Raw genomic sequence first — 21,812 nt, 5'->3', positions numbered from 1 at the left:
GGCGCGTCGCGGGACGGGCCGCCCCGTGAGCCCGTTAGGGTTACCGGCGGGCGGGACGACGGATGAGACCATCCGTGCTCATCAGTGCTCTTCGTGTGACCTCGCGGGTGCCGGATTGGCCTTCCCGCCACTCGTGGGGGCAGGATGCGTCCGGGCGAGAGGGTCTGACGGCAGACCCGGGTCCGGGCACTGTCCGAGGGCCCTGGCAGCATCGGCTTCGATCTCACGCCTCATCGGCAAGAAGAACACGGGAGTACGAAATATGAACCGCAGTGAGCTGGTGGCCGCTCTGTCCGAGCGCGCCGAGGTGACCCGGAAGGACGCCGACGCTGTGCTGGCGGCCCTGGCCGACACCGTCGGTGAGGTTGTCGCCAAGGGGGACGAGAAGGTGACCATCCCCGGCTTCCTGACCTTCGAGCGGACTCACCGTGCCGCCCGCACCGCCCGGAACCCGCAGACCGGCGAGCCGATCCAGATTCCGGCCGGCTACAGCGTCAAGGTTTCCGCGGGCTCCAAGCTCAAGGAAGCGGCCAAGGGCAAGTAAGCCCAGGTACGCCGAAGGGTGGCCCCCTCCCGTCGGGAGGGGGCCACCCTGCTGTCCGGCCGCCCGTGCCGTTCGCGTGCCCGACCGCCGGGCGCCTCAGGGGCGTTCGGCCTTGCCGCCCAGCTTCTCCAGCTTCTGCAGGAAGTTCTCGTAGCCGCGGTTGATCAGGTCGATGCCGTGCACGCGGGACGTGCCCTGGGCCGCGAGGGCGGCGATCAGGTAGGAGAAGCCGCCGCGCAGGTCGGGGATGACCAGCTCCGCGCCCTGGAGCGTGGTCGGCCCGGAGACCACCGCGGAGTGCAGGAAGTTCCGCTGTCCGAACCGGCAGGGCGTGCCGCCCAGGCACTCGCGGTAGAGCTGGATGTGCGCGCCCATCTGGTTGAGCGCGCTGGTGAAGCCCAGCCGCGACTCGTACACCGTCTCGTGCACGATGGACAGTCCGGCCGCCTGGGTCAGCGCCACCACCAGCGGCTGCTGCCAGTCGGTCTGGAAGCCGGGGTGCACGTCCGTCTCCAGGGCGATGGCGTTCAGCGGTCCGCCCGGGTGCCAGAAGCGGATGCCGTCGTCGCCGATCTCGAACGCCCCGCCCACCTTCCGGTAGGTGTTGAGGAAGGTCATCATCTCCCGCTGGCTCGCGCCGCGCACGAACACGCTGCCCTTGGTCGCCAGCGCCGCGCTGGCCCAGGAGGCGGCCTCCAGGCGGTCCGGCAGGGCGCGGTGGTTGTACCCGCCGAGCCGGTCCACGCCGGTGATCCGGATCGTCCGGTCGGTGTCCATGGAGATCATGGCGCCCATCTTCTGCAGGACGCAGATGAGGTCCTCGATCTCCGGCTCCACGGCCGCGTTGGTGAGCTCCGTCACTCCTTCGGCCAGCACAGCGGTCAGCAGCACCTGCTCGGTGGAGCCGACGGACGGGTACGGCAGCCGGATCCTGCAGCCGCGCAGCCGCTGCGGTGCCTCCAGGTACTGGCCGTCCGCGCGCTTCTCGATGGTGGCGCCGAACCTGCGCAGTACGTCGAAGTGGAAGTCCACCGGCCGGCCGCCGATGTCGCAGCCGCCCAGACCGGGGATGAAGGCGTGCCCCAGCCGGTGCAGCAGCGGTCCGCAGAAAAGGATCGGGATCCGTGAGGAACCCGCGTGCGCGTCGATGTCCGCGACGTTCGCGCTCTCCACGTGCGAGGGGTCCAGGACCAGCTCGCCGGGCTCGTCACCGCTGCGGACCGTCACGCCGTGCAGCTGGAGCAGTCCGCGGACCACCCGGACGTCGCGGATGTCGGGGACGTTCCGCAGCCGGCTGGGGGAGCTGCCGAGCAGGGCGGCCACCATGGCCTTCGGCACGAGGTTCTTCGCGCCGCGGACCTTGATCTCGCCCTCCAGCGGGGTGCCGCCGTGGACAAGCAGTACGTCGTCGGTCATGGAACTCGCGATCTCTACGGATGGGCGGGGGACCAAGTGGAATGGTAATGCGCTCATCGGCTCACGCCGTTGTTCCTGCGGACCCGACGCCCGCGCCCGGCGCACGACCGGCACCCGGGCCGGTACCCGTTGTGCCGGCGCCTACGCGCGCCGGTGCGGTGAGCGCTCCGGCTCTCCCCAGCGGCGGCCGGATGCGGAATCATGGCCCCATGACCGAGGTGTCCTCGCTCACCGGGCGGCTGCTGGTGGCCACGCCCGCGCTGGCGGATCCCAATTTCGACCGCTCCGTCGTCCTGCTCCTGGACCACGACGCCGAGGGCGCCCTGGGCGTGGTGCTGAACCGGCCCACTCCCGTGGGTGTCGCGGAGGTGCTCCGGCCCTGGGCCGAGCTGGCGGGCGAGCCCGGCGTGATCTTCCAGGGCGGCCCGGTGGGACTGGACGCCGCCCTGGGGGTGGCCGCCGTGCCGGGGGCCGGACCGCTGGGCTGGCGCCGGGTGCACGGCTCGATCGGCCTGGTCGATCTGGACGCCCCGCCGGAGGTGCTGGCCGCCGAGGTCGGCTCGCTGCGCATCTTCGCCGGTTACGCGGGCTGGGCGGCCGGCCAGCTGGAGCGCGAGCTGGAGGAGGGTGCCTGGTACGTGGTGGAGTCCGAGCCCGGTGACGTCTCCGTGCCCGAGCCGGAGAGCCTGTGGCGCGCCGTGCTCCGCCGCCAGCGCGGCACCCTGGCCATGATGGCGACCTATCCGGAGGACCCCTCGCTGAACTGACGCCGGGCCCGGCCACCGCGCGCGGGGGTCTCGAAGCACCGGCGGAACGCCCCCGGGGGAATCAGCCTTGAGTACCCTTGATTTCCATGAGCACTCTCGAGCCCGAGCGCGGGGCGGGCACCGGCACGCTCGTCGAGCCGACCCCGCAGACGACGCACGGCGATGGCGACCACGAGCGCTACGCCCACTACGTCCAGAAGGACAAGATCATGGCGAGCGCGATGGACGGCAGTCCCGTCGTCGCGCTCTGCGGCAAGGTCTGGGTTCCGGGGCGCGACCCCAAGAAGTACCCGGTCTGCCCCATGTGCAAGGAGATCTACGAGTCGATGAGCTCCTTCGGCGGCGGCAAGGGCGGCAAGGGCGGCAAGGACGGCGGCAAGAGCTAGCCCCCTTCGGGCCGCACCGGCGCACGACCCGCCGTTGCGGCCCGCGCAACCCCTGCTCGCGCCCGTGACGGCCGCGCGGCACCATGTCCCGCATGGCCGCATCCGAGCCCGGAGAACCGCTTCTCGTCCCCGCCCCCCGCGCCCTGCGGCGCGGCCCGGGCCGACTCGTCCTGGACACCGCCACGTCCCTGGACGCCGGTCCCGGTGCCGAGGGCGTCGCCCGCTGGCTGCGCTCCGCGCTCGGGGGCGCCACCGGCCTGCCCCTGCTCCCCGCCGCGGGTGCGGGCGGCGCCGGCGTGCGGCTGACGGTGGACGACGAGGTCACCGCCGCGCTGGGCCCCGAGGGCTACCGCCTGGAGACGACGCCGCACGGCGCCACACTGGCCGGGGGCTCGGCCGCTGGGGTGTTCCGCGGAGCGCAGACCCTGCGCCAGCTGTGCGGCCCCGACGCCTTCCGCCGCGCTCCCGTGGCCGCAGGACAGCGGTGGCCGGTGCCCGTCGTGCGGATCGAGGACGCCCCCCGGTTCCGCTGGCGCGGCTTCATGCTGGACGTCGCGCGGCATTTCATGCCCAAGGACGGTGTGCTGCGCTACCTCGACCTGATCGCCGCGCACAAGCTCAACGTCTTCCACTTCCACCTCACCGACGACCAGGGCTGGCGCATCGAGATCACAAGCCGCCCGGAACTCACCCGGACCGGGGCCTGGCGCCCGCGTACCCGCGTCGGACACCGCGCCTCCCCGCTGTGGGACGAACTCGGCCACGGCGGCCGCTACACCCAGGACGACATCCGGGAGATCGTGGCCTACGCCGCGGAGCGGCACATCACCGTCGTCCCGGAGATCGGCCTGCCCGGGCACGCGCAGGCGGCGATCGCCTCCTACCCGTGGCTCGGCAACACCGATGTCGTGGACACCGCCGCGCTCGGCGTGTGGACCGACTGGGGGATCAGCGAGAACGTCCTCGCCCCCACGGAGGAGACCCTGCGGTTCTACGAGGATGTCCTCACCGAGGTCCTGGAGCTCTTTCCCGGCGAGTACGTGCACCTCGGCGGCGACGAGTGCGTCAAGGACCAGTGGCGGGCCTCGAAGGCCGCGCAGGCACGGATGGCGGAGCTCGGACTGCGCGACGAGGAGGAACTGCAGTCCTGGTTCATGCGGCACTTCGCCCGCTGGCTGGCGGAGCGGGGCCGCCGCATGATCGGCTGGGACGAGATCCTGGAGGGTGGGCTGCCGCCCGGCGCCGCGGTGACCTCATGGCGCGGCCGGGCCGGCGGGATCGCCGCCGCCGAGGCCGGCCACGACGTCGTGATGTGCCCGGAGCAGCATGTCTACCTGGACCACCGGCAGGCCGGCGGGGACGACGAGCCGATGCCCATCGGCTGGGTCCGCACCCTGCGTGACGTGTACCGCTTCGAACCGGTGCCGGCCGCGCTGGCCGGCACGCCGGCCGCGGGCCGCGTCATCGGAGCCCAGGCCAATCTGTGGTCCGAGACCCTCGCCGTCCCGCAGCGGGCCGACTACCAGGCGTTCCCCCGGCTCGCCGCCTTCGCCGAGGTCGCCTGGTCCCCGCTCCCCGCGCCGGAGCGCCGGGACTTCGCCGACTTCGAGAACCGGATGCGCCGGGCCCACTACGCACGGCTGGACGCCCTCGGCGTCGACTACCGGCCCCCCGGTGGCCCGCATCCGTGGCAGCGCCGCACCCTCCCGGAGGGAATGCCGGGAGCACTCGGACGTCCGCTCGAAGGGCGACCTCCGGACGAGTGACCGGGATGCTCGTCCGACCGCGCTCCGCCGTCGGCGAACCCCCTCTCCGGCCTGCCCGGAAAATATGCCAGAGTTGCCACCTCCGGGTTCCGAGCACGTACCGTACGGCTCGGCAGCCGGGACGACCGGGAAGGGGCAGCCGGATTGAGCACGCACGCACCGCATGCACCACACACGGCGCAGCCGGTAGCGCTGCCGGCCACGCTCGACGAGGCCGTGGCGGCGATGGCCGCCGTGCCCGCGGCGGTGCCGGTGGCGGGCGGCACCGACCTCATGGCAGGGGTGAACGCCGGCCGGCTGCGCCCCGCCGCGCTCGTCGGCCTGGGACGCCTGGCGGAGCTGAAGGGGTGGGAGTACCAGGACGGTCACGCCCTGCTCGGCGCCTGCCTGACGCACGCCCGCATGAGCCGGCCCGACTTCGCCACCCTGATCCCGGCGCTCGCCGCCGCCGCCCGCACGGCCGGGCCGCCCCAGGTGCGCAATGCCGGCACGCTCGGCGGCAACATCGTCACCGCCGCACCGTCCGGTGACACCCTGCCGGTGCTCGCCGCGCTGGACGCCGCACTGCTCATCGCCGGGCCGGACGGCGGGAGCCGGGAGATCCCGGTGGGACAACTGCTGGCCGGGCGGGACCGGCTGCGGGGCGGCGAGCTGCTCACCCACGTGCGGGTGCCGCTGCTCTACGCCCCCCAGAGCTTCCTGAAGGCCACCGGGCGGACGGGCCCGGGCCGGGCCCAGGCGTCGGTGGCCGTCGTCCTGGATCCGGTCCGGCGCGAGATCCGCTGCGCGGTCGGCGCTGTCGCGCCGATGCCGCTGCGTCCTCTGGAGGCCGAGCGGTGGGTCGCCTCGCTGGTCGACTGGGACGGCGAACGCGCCCTGGCCCCCGAGGTGGTGGGTGCCTTCGGGGAGTACGTCGGCATGGCGTGCGTGCCCGATCCCGAGCCGGGACCGGAGCAGGAGGGCGGTGAAGCCCCCCGGCTGCCTCCCGCGATGCTGCATCTGAGGCGTACCGTGTCCGCACTGGCACGTCGTGGGCTCGGGAGGGCTCTCGCATGAGCAAGGACCAGCAGCCGAACGGTCCCGCCCCGCACACGGGCTGGGGCGGCGAGTACGACCCCGAGGCGACCGCCTTCGTGCAGTTGCCGGACGGTGGCCTGCCCGGTGATCCGCTGGCCGCCCCGGGCCACGGCTACGCACCGCCGGAGATCGGCGAGGCACTGGGTCCGCCGGCCACTCCGGCCCCCACCACCGACCCGGCGGCGACCGGGCAGTGGACGCTGCCGTTCGCCGGGGCCGGCGGACCGGGCGGGCAGGAGGGTGCCGACCGCGGGCGTTCCGGCGCCGCGGCGGCGATGGGCCAAGGGGCCGCGGCCGCACTGGCGGGCTCCCACCAGGGCCGTTCCCGGCGCCGTCCCCTCGGCGAGGGGGGCACGGGGCACGAGACCGCGGAACACCCGGAGCGGGAGTCCGGGCCCGCGGCGTGGGAGGCACCGCCGGCCGTTCCCGCTGCCTCCGGCGGCCACGCCCCGGACGGCATGGGCCACCCCGCCGACGCGCCGCCGGGCGCGGAGCCGGCCCCGCCGGGCGTCCGGCGGGAGCCCGCGCCGGAGGCCGCCTGGAGCGCCTCCTCCACGGCCGGTCCTTCCGGTGGCGGCGGCGGTGAGCCCGGCGCGGGGCCCGGTCCGGGCGCGCCCGGACACTGGTCCGCGCCTCCTGAGGGAGGCACGCACCCCACCGATCCCGGCTCCGGCGACACCGGCGCCTGGCAGCTGCCCTCCGGAACCACGGAGACCCCCGGCCCGGCCGGCTCACCCGCGCCGGGTCCGGAGCGGGACCCGGGCCCTCAGCCCGCGCAGCCGGACGTCCCGGCCGCCCCGGCGCCCGCGCCGGACACCGGCACGGACGGTGAGCCGTCGGACGGCGGGCACACGGACGGCGAGGCCGCCACGGACGGCGGAGCCGGGCCGGCCGAGGACCGCGCGCCCGCCCTCGCCGGCAGCAGCGACCACCCGGAGACCTCCTACACGCTGCGGGTCAACGGCATCGCCCGGCCGGTCACCGGCTCCTGGATCGGGGAGTCGCTGCTGTACGTGCTGCGCGAGCGGCTCGGCCTCGCCGGTGCGAAGGACGGCTGCTCCCAGGGCGAGTGCGGCGCCTGCTCGGTACTGGTCGACGGCCGGCTGGTGGCCGCCTGCCTGGTGCCCGCCGCGACCGCCGCCGGCTGCGAGATCCGCACCTGCGAAGGCCTCGCCGACGCCGACGGCAACCCGTCCGACGTGCAGCGCGCCCTGGCCGCGACCGACGTGCAGTGCGGCTTCTGCCTGCCGGGGATGGCCATGACCGTGCACGACCTGCTCGAGGGCAACCACGACCCCACCGAGCTGGAGACCCGCCAGGCGCTGTGCGGCAACCTGTGCCGCTGCACCGGCTACCGCGGAGTGCTGGAGGCGGTCCGCACGGTCGTCGAGGAGCGGACCGAGCGCGCCGCCCGGGCCCAGGAGGAGCGGGACGAGGAGCGGAACCCGCCGGAGCGGCCCGCCGCGGTCCGCATTCCGCACCAGGCAGGACCGGCTGGAGGGGACACATGACCGACAAGCCCGACGGCCCCGCCGCCGTGACCGTGACGGCGCCGGCCGGTCCGGCCCCGGACGAGAACGCCGTGCCGCACGGGCTCGGCACCTCGCTGCCGGCCGCCGACGCCGCGGCCAAGGCTGAGGGAACGTTCCCCTACACGGCAGACCTGTGGGCCGAGGGGCTGCTGTGGGCGGCGGTGCTGCGCTCCCCGCACCCGCACGCCCGGATCACCGGGCTGGACACCTCGGCCGCGGCCGCCATGCCCGGCGTCCGTGCCGTGGTCACCCACGCCGATGTGCCCGGCGAGGAGGCCGGACTGGGGCGCACCGTCCCCGACCGTCCTCCGTTCGCCGACGGCGTGGTCCGCTACCACGGGGAGCCCGTCGCGGCCGTGGCCGCCGATCACCCGGAAACCGCCCGGCTCGCCGCCGCGGCCATCGCCGTCGAGTACGAGGTGCTGAAGCCGGTCACGGACCCGGAGCAGTCCTTCGAGGCCGAGCCGCTGCACCCGGACGGCAACCTGATCCGGCACATCCCGCTGCGCCACGGCGACCCCTCCGCCACCGGTGAGGTCGTGGTCGAAGGGCTGTACCGCATCGGCCGGCAGGACCCGGCGCCCATCGGCGCCGAGGCGGGCCTGGCCGTGCCCCGCACCGACGGCGGCGTGGAGCTCTACACCGCCGCCACCGACCCGCACACCGACCGCGACCGGCTCGCCGCCTGCCTGGCCCTGGACACCGACCAGGTGAAGATCTGCGTGACGGGGGTCCCCGGGGCCGTGGCGGACCGCGAGGACCTGGGCGTCCAGCTCCCGCTGGCCCTGCTGGCCATCCGCACCGGCTGCCCCGTCAAGCTGGCCGTCACCCGCGAGGAGTCCTTCCTCGGCCACGCCCACCGCCACCCCACTCTGCTGCGCTACCGCCACCACGCGGACGGCGAGGGCAAGCTGATCAAGGTCGAGGCGCAGCTGCTGATGGACGGCGGTGCCTACGCCGACGACTCGTCGGAGGCGCTGGCCGCCGCGGTGTCGTTCGCCGCCGGTCCCTACGTCGTGCCGCACGCGGTCGTCGACGGCTGGGTGGTGCGCACCAACAACCCGCCCTCCGGCCACCTGCGAGGTGAGGGCGCCATGCAGGTGTGTGCCGCCTACGAGGGCCAGATGGATCAGCTCGCGGCCCGCCTCGGCCTGGACCCGGTGGAGCTGCGGGCCCGCAACGTCATGGCGACCGGCGATGTCCTGCCCACCGGGCAGGCCGTCACCTGCCCGGCCCCCGTGGCCGAGCTGCTGGACGCCGTCCGGAGCGCTCCGCTGCCCGCCCTGCCCAAGGACGGGCCGGTGGAGGACTGGCTGCTGCCCGGCGGCCCGCAGGGCGCCGGTGAGCCGGGCGCGGTGCGCCGCGGCGTCGGTTACGCGCTGGGCATGGTCCACATGCTGGGCGCGGAGGGAACGGACGAGGTCTCCACCGCCACCGTCAAGGTCGAGGGCACGGTGGCGACCGTCCTGTGCTCCGCGGTGGAGACCGGGCAGGGCTTCACCACCCTGGCCCGGCAGATCGTCCAGGACGTCCTGGGCATCGACGAGGTCCACGTCGCACCCGTGGACACCGACCAGCCACCGGCCGGGCCGGGCTGCCGCGGGCGGCACACCTGGGTCTCCGGCGGAGCGGTGGAGCGGGCGGCCAAGATGGTCCGCACCCAGTTGCTCCAGCCCCTGGCCGCCACGTTCGGGATGTCCGCGGAACTGCTCTCGATCGCGGACGGCAAGATCACGTCCTATGACGGAGTGCTGAGCACCACCGTGGCCGAGGCACTGGAGGGGAAGGAGCTGTGGGCCACCGCCCAGTGCCGCCCGCACCCCACCGAACCGCTCGACGCCACCGGCCAGGGGGACGCGTTCGTCGGCATGGCCTTCGCCGCGGTCCGGGCCGTCGTGGATGTGGACATAGAGCTCGGATCGGTGCGCGTGGTGGAGATGGCCATCGCCCAGGACGTCGGGCGGGTGCTGAACCCGCGGCAGCTGCGGGCCCGGATCGAGGCCGGCGTCACCCAGGGGGTCGGCGCCGCGCTCACCGAGCACCTGCGGGTGGCCCGCGGTGTGGTGCGGCGGCCGGACCTGTCGGACTACGCCCTGCCGACGGCTCTGGACGCGCCCGAGGTGCGGATCGTGAAGCTGGTGGAGGAACCCGACGTGGTCGCTCCGTTCGGGGCCAAGCCCGCGGGTGCCGTGCCGGTCGTGGTCTCGCCGGCCGCGGTGGCCGCCGCGGTCCGCGCCGCCACCGGCCGGCCCGTCAACCGCCTGCCCATCCGCCCCCAGTCCGCCGTCGGGACCTCCTGAGCCAGTGCCCCGCGCGCGGTGTCAGCGCCCGCCGGTGCGCACCAGGGCCGCGATCCGGCGGACCGCGTCGCGCGCGGGCAGGCCGACGCCGATGAGGGTGGCGGAGGCGGGACCGGTCCAGTCGCCGTAGCCCAGCAGGTGGAGCCGAGGCTCTTCCACCGACCGGGTGCCGTCGGTCGGGATGAGCCCGCCGCTGCGGCGCAGGCCGAGCGGTGCGAGGTGGCCCAGGGCGGGACGGAAGCCCGTGCACCAGATGACCGCGTCCGCGCGGACACGGGTGCCATCGGCCCAGACCGGGCCGTCGGCCTCCAGCCGGTCGAACATCGCCACGGGGCGGAGCAGCCCTTTGTTCCGGGCGGCCCTGACCGGGGGTGTGGCGACAATGTCGCCCAGCGCGGCAACGCCTCCGGGGTCGGGTTCCCCGGCGTCCAGGGCCCTGCGGCGTGCGGTGGCCGCGGCGAACAGGGCACGGCCGTCGACATCATCGGCAAGGAACCGGGGCGGGTGACGGGTGACCCAGGTCAGCTCGGCATGCCCGGCCAGATCCGCGGCGATCTGCGCGGCGGAGTTGCCCGCGCCGACCACCGTGACGGACCGGCCGGTGAACTCCCCGGGATCGCGGTAGCCGACGGTGTGCAGCTGGCGCCCCCGGTAGATCTCCCGGCCGCGGACGGCCGGGATCAAGGGCCGCCACCAGGTGCCCGTCGCGCTGATCACCGAACGTGCCCATCGGCGGCCGGAATCGGTCTCCACCCGGAGGTCATCGCCGTCCCGGTGGACGCCGAGCACCCTGACCGGCCGGTGGACGGGCAGGCCGTAGCGCTCTTCGTACTCCTTCAGATAGCCGATGACGTGGGAGGCGTCGGGATAGGTCCGGCCCGGCTGCGGCGGCATGGGGCGGCCGGGCAGCGAGGAGTGCTCGGCCGGCGAGAACAGCCGCAGCGAGTCCCACATGTGGCGCCAGGCTCCGCCCGGCGCGTCCTGGGCGTCGAGAATCACGAAATCCAGGCCCGTGCGGCGCAGGTAGTAGCCGGCGGCCAGACCGGCCTGCCCGCCACCGATCACCACCACATCGGTTCGTGCGGTCACCGCGCGCGGGCTGTCCATCTCACGTCTCTTCTCATGGTGAGGGCTGCGGGGCGCTCAGGCCCTGGAGGCCTCAGTATCGGCTGATGCCGGCGCTGATACCGAGCCCCCTCCCCGGCCGGGACGGAACGAGGAGGAACGGAGGCCGGGGCCATGGGCAAAGCGATTGCTTGGTCCTTACAGTGAAGCCATGACACCTCCCAAGGCGCCCGTTGCCACGTCCTCGCCGGAGCTGCCCCTGCTTCCGTCCGGAACCGGCGGAGGCGTGCTGAGCCGCCCCTACCGGGCGCTCACCCTGGGGTGTGTCAGCGTCATCCTGCTCATCGCGTTCGAGGCGATGGCGATCGGTACGGCGATGCCGGCCGCCGCCGAACAACTGGACGGCGTCGCGCTCTACGCGTTCGCCTTCTCCGCGTACTTCACCACCAGCCTGCTGGGCATGGTGCTCTCCGGCCAGTGGTGCGACCGCAGCGGCCCGCTGCGCCCGGTGGTCGCCGGCATCGCGACGTTCTCCGCCGGGCTGCTGCTGTCCGGCACCGCGCAGGCCATGGCGGCGTTCGTGCTGGGCCGCGCCTTCCAGGGCGTCGGCGGCGGCATGGTCATCGTCGCGCTGTACGTCACCGTCCGCCGCGCCTACCCCGAGCACCTGCGGCCCGCCGCGCTGGCCTCGTTCTCCGCCGCCTGGGTCGTGCCCGCCATGCTCGGCCCGGTCATCTCCGGGACGGTGACCGAGCACTTCGGCTGGCGGTGGGTGTTCCTCGGCATCACCGTGCTGGTCGTGCTGCCGCTGGCTGTCATGGTCCGCCCGCTGCGGAAGGCCGCCGGCGGCCCGCCCGACGGGGCCCCCGCCGCCTTCGACCGGCGTCGGCTGGCGCTCGCGGCCGCGGCGGCGGGCGGTGCCGGGCTGCTGCAGTACGCGGGCCAGGACCTGCGCTGGCTGTCCGCCGTGCCGGCGGCCGTCGGCCTGGTGCTGCTCGTCCCGGCCGCGCTCCGGCTGCTGCCGCGCGGCACGTTCCGGGCCGCCCGCGGACTTCCCGCCGTGATCATGCTGCGCGGACTGGCGTCGGCGGCGTTCCTGGCCACCCAGAGCTTCCTGCCGCTGCTGCTGGTGACCCAGCGCGGCTTGTCCTACACCCAGGCCGGTCTGGCGCTGGCCGCCGCGGGGGGAGCCTGGGCGCTCGGCTCCTTCGCCCAGTCCCGCCCCGCGCTGGAGATGCACCGCTACCGCCTGGTGCGGGCCGGTACCGTCCTGGTGACCACCGGCGTCGCCGCGACCCCCGCGGTGCTCCTGGACGCGGTGCCGGTCTGGACCCCCGTGTTCACCTTGGCGTTCGCCTGCTTCGGCATGGGGCTGGTGGTGGCCTCGGCCGGTGTGCTGGTGCTGCGGCTGTCCGAGCCGGAGGAGGCCGGCGGCAACATCGCCTCCCTCCAGGTCTGCGACAGCCTGTCCAACGTGGTCATGCTGACCGCCGTCGGCACCGCCTTCGCCGCACTGGGCGGAGGCAGTCAGGCGGCCGCCCATGCGGCGGCCACCGACATCCAGGTCGGGCCGCTGCCCTTCCTGGTCGTCTACGCGGCCGGTACCGGCGTCGCCCTCCTCGCCGTCGTCGTCGCCGGCCGCCTCCGCACCCCTGCTGACAACTGAGCTGAGACAAGCACCCACCGCCCGCCTCGGCTCTACTCGCAGTCCGAAGGCGCGATCCGGGCCTGGTGCAGCTCGGTGATGGCCGCTGCTGTGCGGAAACCGAGAACGGGGTCCGGGTGATCGGAGAGCAGGCTCTCGTAGAGGGGCCGGTAGTGTGCGACCTTCCGGGAAACGCGACCGTTGTTGCCGTGTGTGGCAAGGAGGGTTCCGCCGTCGGCGGCGAAGCCGGTCATGGCGGTGTGATCGATCCAGATCTCGACCCCGGAGCGGGTGCGGAGGACGGTCTCCTTGCTGCTGGAACCGGTGAGCCAGCTGGTACGGAGCCGGGCCGAGCCCTCAGTTGCCGCGGAGCGGTAGCGGTAGACGCGCCAGGCACTGGCGCCGCTGTCCATCTCCTCGGCGGAGGTGAGCGCGATGACGTCGACGAAGCGGGCGAGCATGCTGAGCTGGTTGACCCCGGAATCGGTCCAGCTGGAGACGTAGGAGGCGAAGGCCTGTTCCCCGCGGAGGACGTAGGGGTCGTGGAAAGCCGAGGTGATGTCCGCGACGGGTCCCCACTCGGGGTGTCCGGCCAGTTGCTCCGCAGCCCAGCGGACCTCCGGCGAGAAGGCGAAGTGGTGTGCGGTGAAGAGCCGCTCCCCGGCAGGAGCGCCGTTGTCGAGGGCTCGCAGCCGTGAGAGCGAGGGCAGGTCGTGAACCAGTGGCTTCTCCACGAGCACGCGGGCCCTGGATCCGGTGAGCGCTTGGATGCTCAGGTCACAGTGCGTGTCCGTGGGTGTGGCGATGACCAACAGGTCGGGCTCGTGTGCCCCGAGGGCCTCGGGCAGGTCCCGATAGTGAGAGGGATGGGTCCCGCCGAACTCCGGCGGTTCCGGACGGTGAGGGTCGACGGTGAACTCCAGCGCGACCCGGGGGAACCCGGAGAGGACTTCGAGGTGGATTCCGGCGATGATGCCGACCCCGACCAGGCCGACCCGTACCAGGTTGTTCAAGGCTGCCTGCCTGTTCGTAGTGAGCGGAGGGAAGAGGAACGAGGGGACACAGCCCGGTTGGGCGGCTGCTTCACCGGGGAGGGCCCACCCGCGCCCAGCGGACGAGTGCCGCTGCCGCGCCGTCGATCCAGTCGACGGAAGGCGTGTGCGCTGCCGCTGCCTCCACCCCGTCGAGCCATGACGTCACGATGGGTACCCAGTAGGTGTTTCCGCCCGACTCGCTCGTGCGGATGTCCAGTTCACTCCGGGTGCGGTGAGCACTCTCGAGGTCGCCGAGACGGCAACTCAGGAGCACCTGCGCTACATCGGCCAGATTGTGCCCACCGCGGTAACCGATCGAGTCCGCCAGCCGCCGGGTGTCCCGGATGGCCTCCCCTGCGGCTGCCGAGTCGCCGGCGGTCGCCGAGGCCATCGCTTCGGCAGATCTGACCTTGACCAGTTCGACCGGGTTGGGCACCAGGTCGAGCAGTTCCCGGGCCTGAGCGGCAGCCGTGGACACGGCGGAGCCGTCGCCGGACCAGCAGGCCGTCTGCGCAAGATTGACCAGTGCCTTCGCCTCGGCGGCTGCGAGCCCTTCCGCGCGGGCCAGGGTGATCGCTTCACGGTAGGCCGCGGTCGCTTCGGAGAAACGGGCGTTGACGCGCCAGATGTGTCCGATCAGCCGGAGCCGTTCGCCCTCTTCCGCCGGACTGCCGCCTTCCTCGCTGAGCAGAGTGTGGAGGGCCGCGCGAAAACGGCCGTTGAGGTAGTCGTGATCGCAGAGCCAGTAGCGGGCGGCAGCGCCGAACTCACCGTCCAGCAGATGTCGGTAGAACTCAGCGGCCTTCGTGTAGTCACCCTGGTTCCGCAGAGCGTGGGCAAGGTGCAGACGAACCAGTTGGGCCACCGGACTGCCCGGGTCCAGGTCTGTGTCCGCGCCGTCGAGCAGCCGGACCGCTTCCGGGGCGCGACCGGTGCGGCGCAATTGCACTCCCTGCACGGCAGCGCGAATCGCCCGGAACTCCGGCACACCCGACTGGCCGGAGGTGAGCCCCGCTCCGATCTGTGTCCACTGACCGGCTTCCACCAACTGCTGGACGGCCCGTGCCATCCAGCTCTCGAAGACACCGTAGGTTCCGGAGAGCTTGAGACCCGATTCGAGTGATTGAGCAGCGGCGGTGCGGTCGGCGGAGGGCCCCAGCCTGTCTCCCAGCGCGCGCAGCAGCCGAGCGGCGACCTCCCGGCGGTCGTGGTCCGACCAACCGTCTGCCAGCCCTCGGTCGGCGTCCATGATGGCCACGCGCAAGGCCATGTGTAAGGCGTACGGAAGGTCGTAGGCGTCGTCGTGTGTCAGAAAGGGGCGGCGGAGGAAGCGTGCGACGCAGCCGTCCGGCAGGGAGGGTTGACCGGATCGGAGAAGACCCGCGTCCACACGGTCGACGAGCGCGGCTGTTCGTACCAGATCACGCTCTTCCCGTGGGAGATCCCTGATCGACCGAGTGGCGACGGCAGTGAAGGAACCGCCGAAGTCGTCCTCGGAGGGCTGTCTGCCGCGTGACAGCAACTCGACGAAATGAGAAACGGACAGGTCGAGGTAGAGAGGCAGCCCCTGGGCCCCGGAGATGATCCGTTCCCGGACCGGGGCGGGCATCGCCGGTTCGCCGTCCCGCGTGAGTGCCTCACAGAGATAGCGCTCGGCGTCAGAGTCCGACAGGTAACCCACGAGATGCTGGCGCGGCTCCGCGGTGTCATTGCTGAAGTGCAGGTTCGGCCAGCGCTCGGGTCCGGTGAAGTCCAGTTCTCCACTCATCCCGGTGTCCGCCCAGTCGATGCGGTTCCGGCCGGTGATGACGAACAGCGTGTTCGGCATCAGGTAGACGCAGCGCTGCAGATACTGTTCCGCAACACGGTCGGCGTGGGAACCCAGAACCTCAAAGGTGTCGAGGAAGACGCAGACGTCCGGGCGGCGCCCGCCCCGGCTCTGCTGCTGCTCGAGGTCCCATGCCAGCAGATAGGGGAAGAACGAGAGTGTTTCGTAGGTGGCGTCCGCCTCGATCAGCTCGGCGAACAGTTCGCACTCCGAGAGCAGCCGTCCCTCTCGTACCCGGTTACGGATGGCCCGGTAGGTGGCCAGCGCGGCCCGCTGCGCCAGCCCTGCCAGCCCGCCGGCTTCGTCAGGGGCGAAGTGCTCGACACTCGCCGCGATCTGCTCGCTCAGACCGACGCTGCGTGCCGCTCGTCGTACTGCGGGGGAGGCGTCCAGGAAGTCCTGCAGCGCTTCCCCGGGATGGGCGCGAGCCCAGTAGGAGGCAAGGGCCAGGTCGAAGGCGGGCCACCGGTTCCCCAGAGCTCCCATTCCCGCACGCAGGCGCAGAAGCAGGGTCTCGATGTCCGAAGCGCCGTCTTCTGCCAGGTCGATTCGTACGGACACGGCGTTCCGGCCGTCGGCGTCGGCGAGGAGGCGGCGTTCCAGTTCCTGGGAAAGGGTGGTCTTGCCGATGCCGCCCACTCCGTAGTAGGCCAGAACATTGCGCCTGCCCTGCGCGCGATCGACGACGGGCGAGATCTCGGTGTCCAGTGTCCGGCGCAGTTCGGTCAGGGCGCGGTCGAACGCGGCTACTTCGTCCGTACGGTTGGTGAACACTTGCTGAGCGGAGACGGTGGACGACGTACCGCTGATAAAGGCGGCTCGCAAGTTCACTCGCGCCATCTGACCTCCTCGGGCCCACGTGACATGCAGTATCCCGGCGGCCCGCGCGAGGCCCCGTCCAGTGACCGTAACGTGACTGCCGGTACTGCCGGAACAGGGCCCAGCAGGCGCTGTGCGGTGGAAGACCGTGTGACGACGGCTGCGCCAGATGCCAGCCCTCCGCGTATGGGTGTGCAGCCCTGCTGTTGCGCCGGTCGGCACGGGCGGCTGTGTCATATTGGGCGGCCATGAACCTCGTACTGCCGGACGACGTACAGCGAGTCCTCCGGGAAGGGCCGACGAGGAGGGCCGCAGCATGCACGCAGTGGTGGTGTCGGCGGTGGAGCGCTACCTTGGCAGACGGTGCAAGCCGGGCCACTGTGCGCAGAGCCGGGCGTAGTTCGCGGTGGTCCACGCGGACCTGCTGCGGAAGCTGGGTGAGCAGGACTGAGGCGGTTGCCGGTTCGTGGAGGGCCCTCACAGGCGATCCCGCCCCGGGCGGGACCCGGTCCCGGTGATCCGGGAGGGGCTGCGGGGGCTGGCGGGGCGGGTGTGATCCGGGACGCACCCGGCCGGGTGGCGCTGTCGCTCGTACGGGTGAGTGCCGGGCCCGGGTAGTCTGGCGCGGTTGCTGATCGCCGAGCCAGCCTTGCGGAGACCGTGACTACCACCTCGACTTCCCACCATCTCTCACCGGCGTTTCCCGGACGAGCCCCCTGGGGCACCGCCGGCAAACTGCGCGCCTGGCAGCAGGCCGCGATGGACACCTATCTGGAGAAGCAGCCCCGGGACTACCTGGCCGTCGCCACACCCGGTGCGGGCAAGACCACCTTCGCGCTCACCCTGGCCTCCTGGCTGCTGCACCATCATGTCGTCCAGCAGGTCACGGTCGTCGCCCCCACCGAGCACCTGAAGAAGCAGTGGGCGGACGCGGCGGCGAGAATCGGCATCAAACTGGACCCGGAGTACAGCGCCGGGCCGCTCGGCAGGGAGTACCACGGCGTCGCCGTCACCTACGCCGGGGTGGGGGTGCGGCCCATGCTGCACCGCAACAGGTGCGAACGGCGCAAGACGCTGGTCATCCTGGACGAGATCCACCACGCCGGCGACTCCCGTTCCTGGGGCGAGGCCTGTCTGGAGGCCTTCGAGCCGGCTACCCGGCGGCTGGCGCTGACCGGAACACCGTTCCGCTCCGACACCAACCCCATCCCGTTCGTCAGCTACGCCGAGGACGGGGCCGGCATCCGGCGTTCGGTGGCCGACTACACCTATGGGTACGGCAGCGCACTGGGCGACGGCGTGGTGCGGCCGGTCATCTTCCTCTCCTACAGCGGCAGCATGCGCTGGCGGACCAAGGCCGGCGACGAGGTGGCCGCCAGGCTCGGCGAGCCGATGACCAAGGACGCCGTCTCGCAGGCGTGGCGCACCGCGCTGGATCCCGGCGGTGAGTGGATGCCGAGCGTGCTGAACGCCGCCGACCGCCGGCTGACCGAGGTGCGCCGGGCGATCCCGGACGCGGGCGGCCTGGTGATCGCCACCGACCAGGACTCCGCGCGGGCGTACGCGAAGCTGCTGCGGGAGATCAGCGGAACGTCCCCGACCGTGGTGCTCTCCGACGACACCGGGGCTTCCGGGCGCATCGAGGACTTCCGGCAGTCCCACGACCGCTGGCTGGTCGCGGTCCGGATGGTCTCCGAGGGCGTGGACGTTCCCCGGCTCGCGGTCGGCGTGTACGCCACCACCATCTCCACCCCGCTGTTCTTCGCCCAGGCGGTCGGCCGCTTCGTGCGGTCCCGGCGGCGCGGCGAGACCGCGTCGGTGTTCCTTCCGACCATCCCCGCGCTGCTCGGCTTCGCCCACGAGATGGAGGTCGAGCGCGACCACGTCCTGGACAAGCCGAAGAAGAGCGGCGAGGACGACCCGTACGCGGAGGAGGCCGACCTGCTCAAGGAGGCCGAGAAGCAGAAGGACGAGGCGGACGGGGACCAGGACCAGCTCCCTTTCGAGGCGCTGGAGTCCGAGGCGGTCTTCGACCGGGTGATGTACGACGGGGCCGAGTTCGGCATGCAGGCCCACCCCGGCAGCGAGGAGGAGCAGGACTACCTGGGAATCCCCGGTCTGCTGGAACCCGACCAGGTACAGATGCTGCTGCAGAAGCGCCAGGCGCGGCAGATCGCGCACAGCCGCAGGAAGCCGGCCGAGGAGGCCGACCTGCTGGAGATGCCGGCCGACCGGCGCCCGGTGGTCACCCACAAGGAGATGATGGAGCTGCGCAAGCAGCTGAACTCCCTGGTCGGCGCCTACGCGCACCAGTCGGGCAAGCCGCACGGTGTCATCCACACCGAACTGCGCCGGGCCTGCGGCGGTCCGGTCACGGCCGAGGCCACGGCGGGGCAACTGCAGCAGCGCATCGCCAAGGTGCGGGAGTGGGCGACCCGGCTGCGCTGAGCCGGGAGTACGCCGCCTGAGCGCTCGGTCAGGGCCTGCGGAGACCGGCCGGATCCGTTCGGCCGGACTCTGGCGGGTCGTGACCGAGTGCTGACGGAGTGCTGAGCGAAGCCGCCCCCGCTGCCCGGAAACGGGTGGTATCCGGTCGGCGCAGGCGCGGATGTTCGCTGCTGCGTGCGCTATCCGGCCAAAACGGCGCTCGGAGTGCTCGGATTCTGGACAGGCTCTTCCGCTCAGCGGTGCCCCTGTATAGGTTTCCGGTCACGCGCAAGCCCGGTGGCAGAGTCGCCCCGGAGCGCAACCGGCTGTGTGCCTAGCCACCACACCCGGTGGGTTCCCGAGCGTGCCGACCCTCCCGTCGGTGTCCTGCCGTACGCGACGGCCACCGGACTCACCCGAGAAGGGGGGCGTCGTGACCGCGGAGACTTCTCAGACGCTCGACCGGGGCCTGCGGGTCCTGAAGCTGCTTGCCGAGACCGACCACGGACTGACCGTGACCGAGCTGTCCAAGCAGCTCGGTGTCAACCGCACGGTGGTCTACCGGCTGCTTGCCACGCTCGAGCAGCATGCGCTGGTGCGGCGTGATGCCGGTGGCCGGGCCCGGGTGGGCGTCGGTGTGCTGGGGCTGGGACGCCAGGTGCATCCCCTGGTGCGGGAGGCGGCGCTGCCGGCGCTGCGCTCGCTGGCCGAGGACGTCGGGGCCACGGCTCACCTCACCGTGGTGGACGGCAACGACGCGCTGGCCGTCGCTGTCGTGGAACCGAGCTGGACCGATTACCACGTCGCCTACCGCACGGGTTTCCGGCATCCGCTGGACCGGGGCGCGGCGGGCCGGGCGATCCTGACGGGCCGCTGCAAGGACATCGAGGAGGAGGACGGCTATGTCCTCACCCACGGTGAGCTGGAGGCGGGGGCGAGCGGGGCCGCGGCGCCGCTGCCCCGCGACTGCGGCATCGAGGGCAGTGTCGGCGTGGTGATGCTGAGCGAGGCGGTTCCGCAGGGAGTCGGCCCCCGGGTGGTGCGGGCGGCGCAGGAAGTGGCGGACGTCCTGCGGTGAGACGGCCCGGCGCGTTGGGTTAGATTCGCTGGCATGCCCGCTGCTCCGCCTGTCACCGACTCCCTCGGGACCACCGCGCCCGGCCGCCGCCGTCGCCCGCTGATGCTGACGCTGTGCTCCGCACTCGTGGCCGCGCTGCTGGGGGTCGCCGCGCTGGCCCCGCTGCCGTACTCGGTCGCCCAGCCGGGAATGACAGCCGACGTACTGGGCGAGCACGAGGGCGAGCCCGTCATCAGCATCTCCGGTACCGAGGTGCGGGATACGGACGGGGAGCTGCGGATGACCACCATCGCCGCCACGTCGCCGGATGCCCGGGTCGGAATCGCGGAGCTGATCGCGGGGTACGCCGCCTCCGACCGTGCCGTGATGCCGCGTGACGCGGTCTACCCGGTGGGGGACACCACGGAGGAGATCCGCGAGCACGGCACCGCGCAGATGCGGGAGTCGCAGGGGGCCGCGGTGGAGGCCGCGCTGGTCCATCTCGGGATGGAGGACGGCGACGTGGCCGTCGAGCTGCGTCTCGCCGATGTCGGCGGTCCCAGCGCGGGGCTGCTGTTCTCCCTGGGCATCATCGACCTGATCGAGGGGGACGGCAACGGCGGCGGCCTGACGGGCGGCCTGACGGTCGCCGGCACCGGCACCATCTCCCCGGACGGCACGGTGGGTGCGGTCGGCGGGGTCCCGCTCAAGACGCAGGCCGCCCACCGGGACGGCGCGACCGTGTTCCTTGTCCCGGAGCGCGAGTGCGGCGACGCGAAGTCCGGCCTCCCCCAGGGGCTGCGGCTGATCCCGGTGACCACGCTGGCCGGTGCGGTGGCGGATCTCCGCGCGCTGGGGACCGGCGGCCGCGTCTCCTCCTGCTGACGGGTTCCGAGGACGCAGCGGACCGTGCCGCCGGGCCCGGCCGCAGCAAACCGCCCCCGCGAGTGCAGGTCGCGGGGGCGGTATGTGGGGGGTGGTGATACTAGAGATTCCCCCGCTTCGCCTGTTCACGCTCGATGGCTTCGAAAAGAGCCTTGAAATTACCCTTACCGAATCCCATCGATCCGTGCCGCTCGATCATTTCGAAGAAGACCGTCGGGCGGTCCTGCACGGGCTTGGTGAAGATCTGCAGCAGATAGCCGTCCTCGTCGCGGTCGGCCAGGATCTTCAGCTCCCGCAAGGTGTCCACGGGAACCCGGGTGGTGCCGACCCACTCGCCGAGCGTGTCGTAGTAGGAGTCGGGTACGTCGAGGAACTGCACACCGGCGTCGCGCATGCTGCGCACGGTGTGGATGATGTCGTTGGTGGCCAGCGCGATGTGCTGGACGCCCGGCCCGCCGTAGAACTCCAGGTACTCGTCGATCTGCGACTTCTTCTTGGCGATCGCGGGCTCGTTGATCGGGAATTTCACCTTGCGGGTGCCGTCCGCCACGACCTTCGACATGAGCGCGGAGTACTCGGTGGCGATGTCGTCGCCGACGAACTCCTTCATGTTGGTGAAGCCCAGCACCTTGTTGTAGAACTCCACCCACTCGTTCATGTGGCCGAGCTGGACGTTGCCGACGCAGTGGTCGATGGCCTGGAAGGTCCGCTTCTCGCGCCGGGGCACCAGCGGCTGCGCCGCGACGTAACCGGGCAGGTAGAGGCCCTTGTAGCTGCCGCGCTCGACCAGGGTGTGCCGGGTCTCGCCATAGGTGGCGATGGCGGCGAGCACCACCGTGCCGTCCTCGTCGGAGACCTCGTGCGGTTCCTCGAGCCCGCGGGCACCCTGTTCGACGGCGCGGGCATAGGCGGCACGGGCGTCGGGAACCTCGATGGCCAGGTCGATCACGCCGTCGCCGTGCTCGGCGACGTGCCGCGCGAGGAAGTGCCCGTGCTCGGTCGCGGGCTTGATGACCGAGGTGAGAACGAACCTGGCGGCACCGGATTCCAGCACGTAGGAGGCGGTTTCCCGGTAGCCGTTCTCCGGCCCGCGGTAGGCGACGAGGGTCATCCCGAACGCCGTGGAGTAGTAGTGGGCTGCCTGCTTGGCGTTGCCGACGGCGAACACGACGGCGTCCATGCCCTGCACCGGGAAGGGATCGGCCTCACGGGCGGTGCGGGGAGCGGAGTGTGTGGTCTCAGTCATGTTCGCAGGGTGCGCGCG

The 21,812-nt window shown here is 72.5% G+C and carries 16 protein-coding genes; 11 read left to right on the top strand and 5 right to left on the bottom strand.

Going from position 1 to position 21,812, the window contains the following annotated elements; all coding sequences use genetic code 11:
- Positions 1-262 precede the first annotated feature (262 nt).
- Complete coding sequence (locus ABD299_RS22210; RefSeq protein ID WP_344265587.1) at positions 263-544, top strand: HU family DNA-binding protein; 282 nt, start codon at positions 263-265, stop codon at positions 542-544.
- Positions 545-640: 96 nt separating this feature from the next.
- Here ABD299_RS22210 and murA read toward each other — a convergent pair whose 3' ends face one another.
- Entirely contained in the window at positions 641-1,960 is a 1,320-nt protein-coding gene (gene murA, locus ABD299_RS22205) for a UDP-N-acetylglucosamine 1-carboxyvinyltransferase (protein ID WP_344265585.1), read from the bottom strand.
- 209 nt (positions 1,961-2,169) lie between these two features.
- Here murA and ABD299_RS22200 point away from each other — a divergent pair, with 209 nt between their 5' ends.
- The 6 genes from ABD299_RS22200 (at position 2,170) to ABD299_RS22175 (ending at position 9,788) form a co-directional block, all read left to right on the top strand.
- On the top strand, positions 2,170-2,727 hold the full coding sequence (locus ABD299_RS22200; RefSeq protein ID WP_344265582.1) for a YqgE/AlgH family protein: 558 nt from the start codon (positions 2,170-2,172) through the stop codon (positions 2,725-2,727).
- 86 nt (positions 2,728-2,813) lie between these two features.
- The gene (locus ABD299_RS22195) at positions 2,814-3,113 is read left to right on the top strand and encodes a DUF3039 domain-containing protein (RefSeq protein ID WP_344265579.1); all 300 of its coding nucleotides are present in this window, start codon (positions 2,814-2,816) and stop codon (positions 3,111-3,113) included.
- Positions 3,114-3,205: 92 nt separating this feature from the next.
- Positions 3,206-4,879 (top strand): beta-N-acetylhexosaminidase, encoded by a 1,674-nt coding sequence (locus ABD299_RS22190; RefSeq protein ID WP_344265576.1) that lies wholly within the window; start codon positions 3,206-3,208, stop codon positions 4,877-4,879.
- A gap of 144 nt (positions 4,880-5,023) precedes the next feature.
- Positions 5,024-5,935: an FAD binding domain-containing protein gene (locus ABD299_RS22185; RefSeq protein ID WP_344265573.1), complete on the top strand. Its 912-nt coding sequence runs from the start codon at positions 5,024-5,026 to the stop codon at positions 5,933-5,935.
- On the top strand, positions 5,932-7,467 hold the full coding sequence (locus ABD299_RS22180; RefSeq protein WP_344265570.1) for a 2Fe-2S iron-sulfur cluster-binding protein: 1,536 nt from the start codon (positions 5,932-5,934) through the stop codon (positions 7,465-7,467). Before ABD299_RS22185 ends, ABD299_RS22180 begins: the two co-directional genes overlap by 4 nt.
- Positions 7,464-9,788, top strand: coding sequence for a xanthine dehydrogenase family protein molybdopterin-binding subunit (locus ABD299_RS22175; RefSeq protein WP_344265567.1), 2,325 nt, complete (start codon positions 7,464-7,466; stop codon positions 9,786-9,788). The genes ABD299_RS22180 and ABD299_RS22175 overlap by 4 nt, the downstream gene beginning before the upstream one ends.
- A 21-nt stretch (positions 9,789-9,809) precedes the next feature.
- Here the strand turns inward: ABD299_RS22175 and ABD299_RS22170 are convergent, their stop codons facing one another.
- The gene (locus ABD299_RS22170) at positions 9,810-10,877 is read right to left on the bottom strand and encodes an ArsO family NAD(P)H-dependent flavin-containing monooxygenase (protein ID WP_344265733.1); all 1,068 of its coding nucleotides are present in this window, start codon (positions 10,875-10,877) and stop codon (positions 9,810-9,812) included.
- Positions 10,878-11,064: 187 nt separating this feature from the next.
- Here ABD299_RS22170 and ABD299_RS22165 point away from each other — a divergent pair, with 187 nt between their 5' ends.
- A complete protein-coding gene (locus ABD299_RS22165; protein WP_344265565.1) occupies positions 11,065-12,519 on the top strand; it encodes an MFS transporter in 1,455 nt (484 codons plus the stop codon).
- Positions 12,520-12,551: 32 nt separating this feature from the next.
- Here ABD299_RS22165 and ABD299_RS22160 read toward each other — a convergent pair whose 3' ends face one another.
- Both ABD299_RS22160 and ABD299_RS22155 read right to left on the bottom strand, forming a co-directional pair.
- Entirely contained in the window at positions 12,552-13,511 is a 960-nt protein-coding gene (locus tag ABD299_RS22160) for a Gfo/Idh/MocA family protein (protein WP_344265562.1), read from the bottom strand.
- A 70-nt stretch (positions 13,512-13,581) separates the two neighbouring features.
- Positions 13,582-16,200, bottom strand: coding sequence for a tetratricopeptide repeat protein (locus ABD299_RS22155; protein ID WP_344265560.1), 2,619 nt, complete (start codon positions 16,198-16,200; stop codon positions 13,582-13,584).
- Positions 16,201-16,839: 639 nt separating this feature from the next.
- Here ABD299_RS22155 and ABD299_RS22150 point away from each other — a divergent pair.
- From ABD299_RS22150 to ABD299_RS22140, 3 genes are all read left to right on the top strand, one after another.
- Positions 16,840-18,627 carry a DEAD/DEAH box helicase gene (locus tag ABD299_RS22150; RefSeq protein ID WP_344265558.1) on the top strand — a complete coding sequence of 596 codons (1,788 nt, stop codon included), beginning with the start codon at positions 16,840-16,842 and terminating at the stop codon, positions 18,625-18,627.
- Between the two features lie 412 nt (positions 18,628-19,039).
- Positions 19,040-19,684, top strand: coding sequence for an IclR family transcriptional regulator (locus ABD299_RS22145; RefSeq protein ID WP_344265555.1), 645 nt, complete (start codon positions 19,040-19,042; stop codon positions 19,682-19,684).
- 33 nt (positions 19,685-19,717) lie between these two features.
- Positions 19,718-20,548, top strand: a complete 831-nt coding sequence (locus ABD299_RS22140; protein WP_344265553.1) for a S16 family serine protease — start codon at positions 19,718-19,720, stop codon at positions 20,546-20,548.
- 100 nt (positions 20,549-20,648) lie between these two features.
- On the opposite strand, the gene hppD is transcribed toward ABD299_RS22140, so the two are convergent.
- On the bottom strand, positions 20,649-21,794 hold the full coding sequence (gene hppD, locus ABD299_RS22135) for a 4-hydroxyphenylpyruvate dioxygenase (protein WP_344265551.1): 1,146 nt from the start codon (positions 21,792-21,794) through the stop codon (positions 20,649-20,651).
- Positions 21,795-21,812: the final 18 nt, after the last annotated feature.

Source organism: Streptomyces sodiiphilus, from assembly GCF_039529215.1.
Taxonomy (GTDB): domain Bacteria; phylum Actinomycetota; class Actinomycetes; order Streptomycetales; family Streptomycetaceae; genus Streptomyces; species Streptomyces sodiiphilus.
The sequence above is the reverse complement of the archived record's forward strand: the minus strand, read 5'-3'. Positions and strand labels throughout refer to the sequence as shown.

Coding starts and splice junctions, on each gene's coding strand:
- ABD299_RS22175 (WP_344265567.1), top strand. CDS start 7,464: ATGACCGACAAGCCCGACGGCCCCGCCGCCGTGACCGTGACGGCGCCG.
- ABD299_RS22165 (WP_344265565.1), top strand. CDS start 11,065: ATGACACCTCCCAAGGCGCCCGTTGCCACGTCCTCGCCGGAGCTGCCC.
- ABD299_RS22155 (WP_344265560.1), bottom strand. CDS start 16,200: ATGGCGCGAGTGAACTTGCGAGCCGCCTTTATCAGCGGTACGTCGTCC.
- ABD299_RS22140 (WP_344265553.1), top strand. CDS start 19,718: ATGCCCGCTGCTCCGCCTGTCACCGACTCCCTCGGGACCACCGCGCCC.
- ABD299_RS22190 (WP_344265576.1), top strand. CDS start 3,206: ATGGCCGCATCCGAGCCCGGAGAACCGCTTCTCGTCCCCGCCCCCCGC.
- ABD299_RS22210 (WP_344265587.1), top strand. CDS start 263: ATGAACCGCAGTGAGCTGGTGGCCGCTCTGTCCGAGCGCGCCGAGGTG.
- ABD299_RS22195 (WP_344265579.1), top strand. CDS start 2,814: ATGAGCACTCTCGAGCCCGAGCGCGGGGCGGGCACCGGCACGCTCGTC.
- murA (WP_344265585.1), bottom strand. CDS start 1,960: ATGACCGACGACGTACTGCTTGTCCACGGCGGCACCCCGCTGGAGGGC.
- ABD299_RS22200 (WP_344265582.1), top strand. CDS start 2,170: ATGACCGAGGTGTCCTCGCTCACCGGGCGGCTGCTGGTGGCCACGCCC.
- ABD299_RS22180 (WP_344265570.1), top strand. CDS start 5,932: ATGAGCAAGGACCAGCAGCCGAACGGTCCCGCCCCGCACACGGGCTGG.
- hppD (WP_344265551.1), bottom strand. CDS start 21,794: ATGACTGAGACCACACACTCCGCTCCCCGCACCGCCCGTGAGGCCGAT.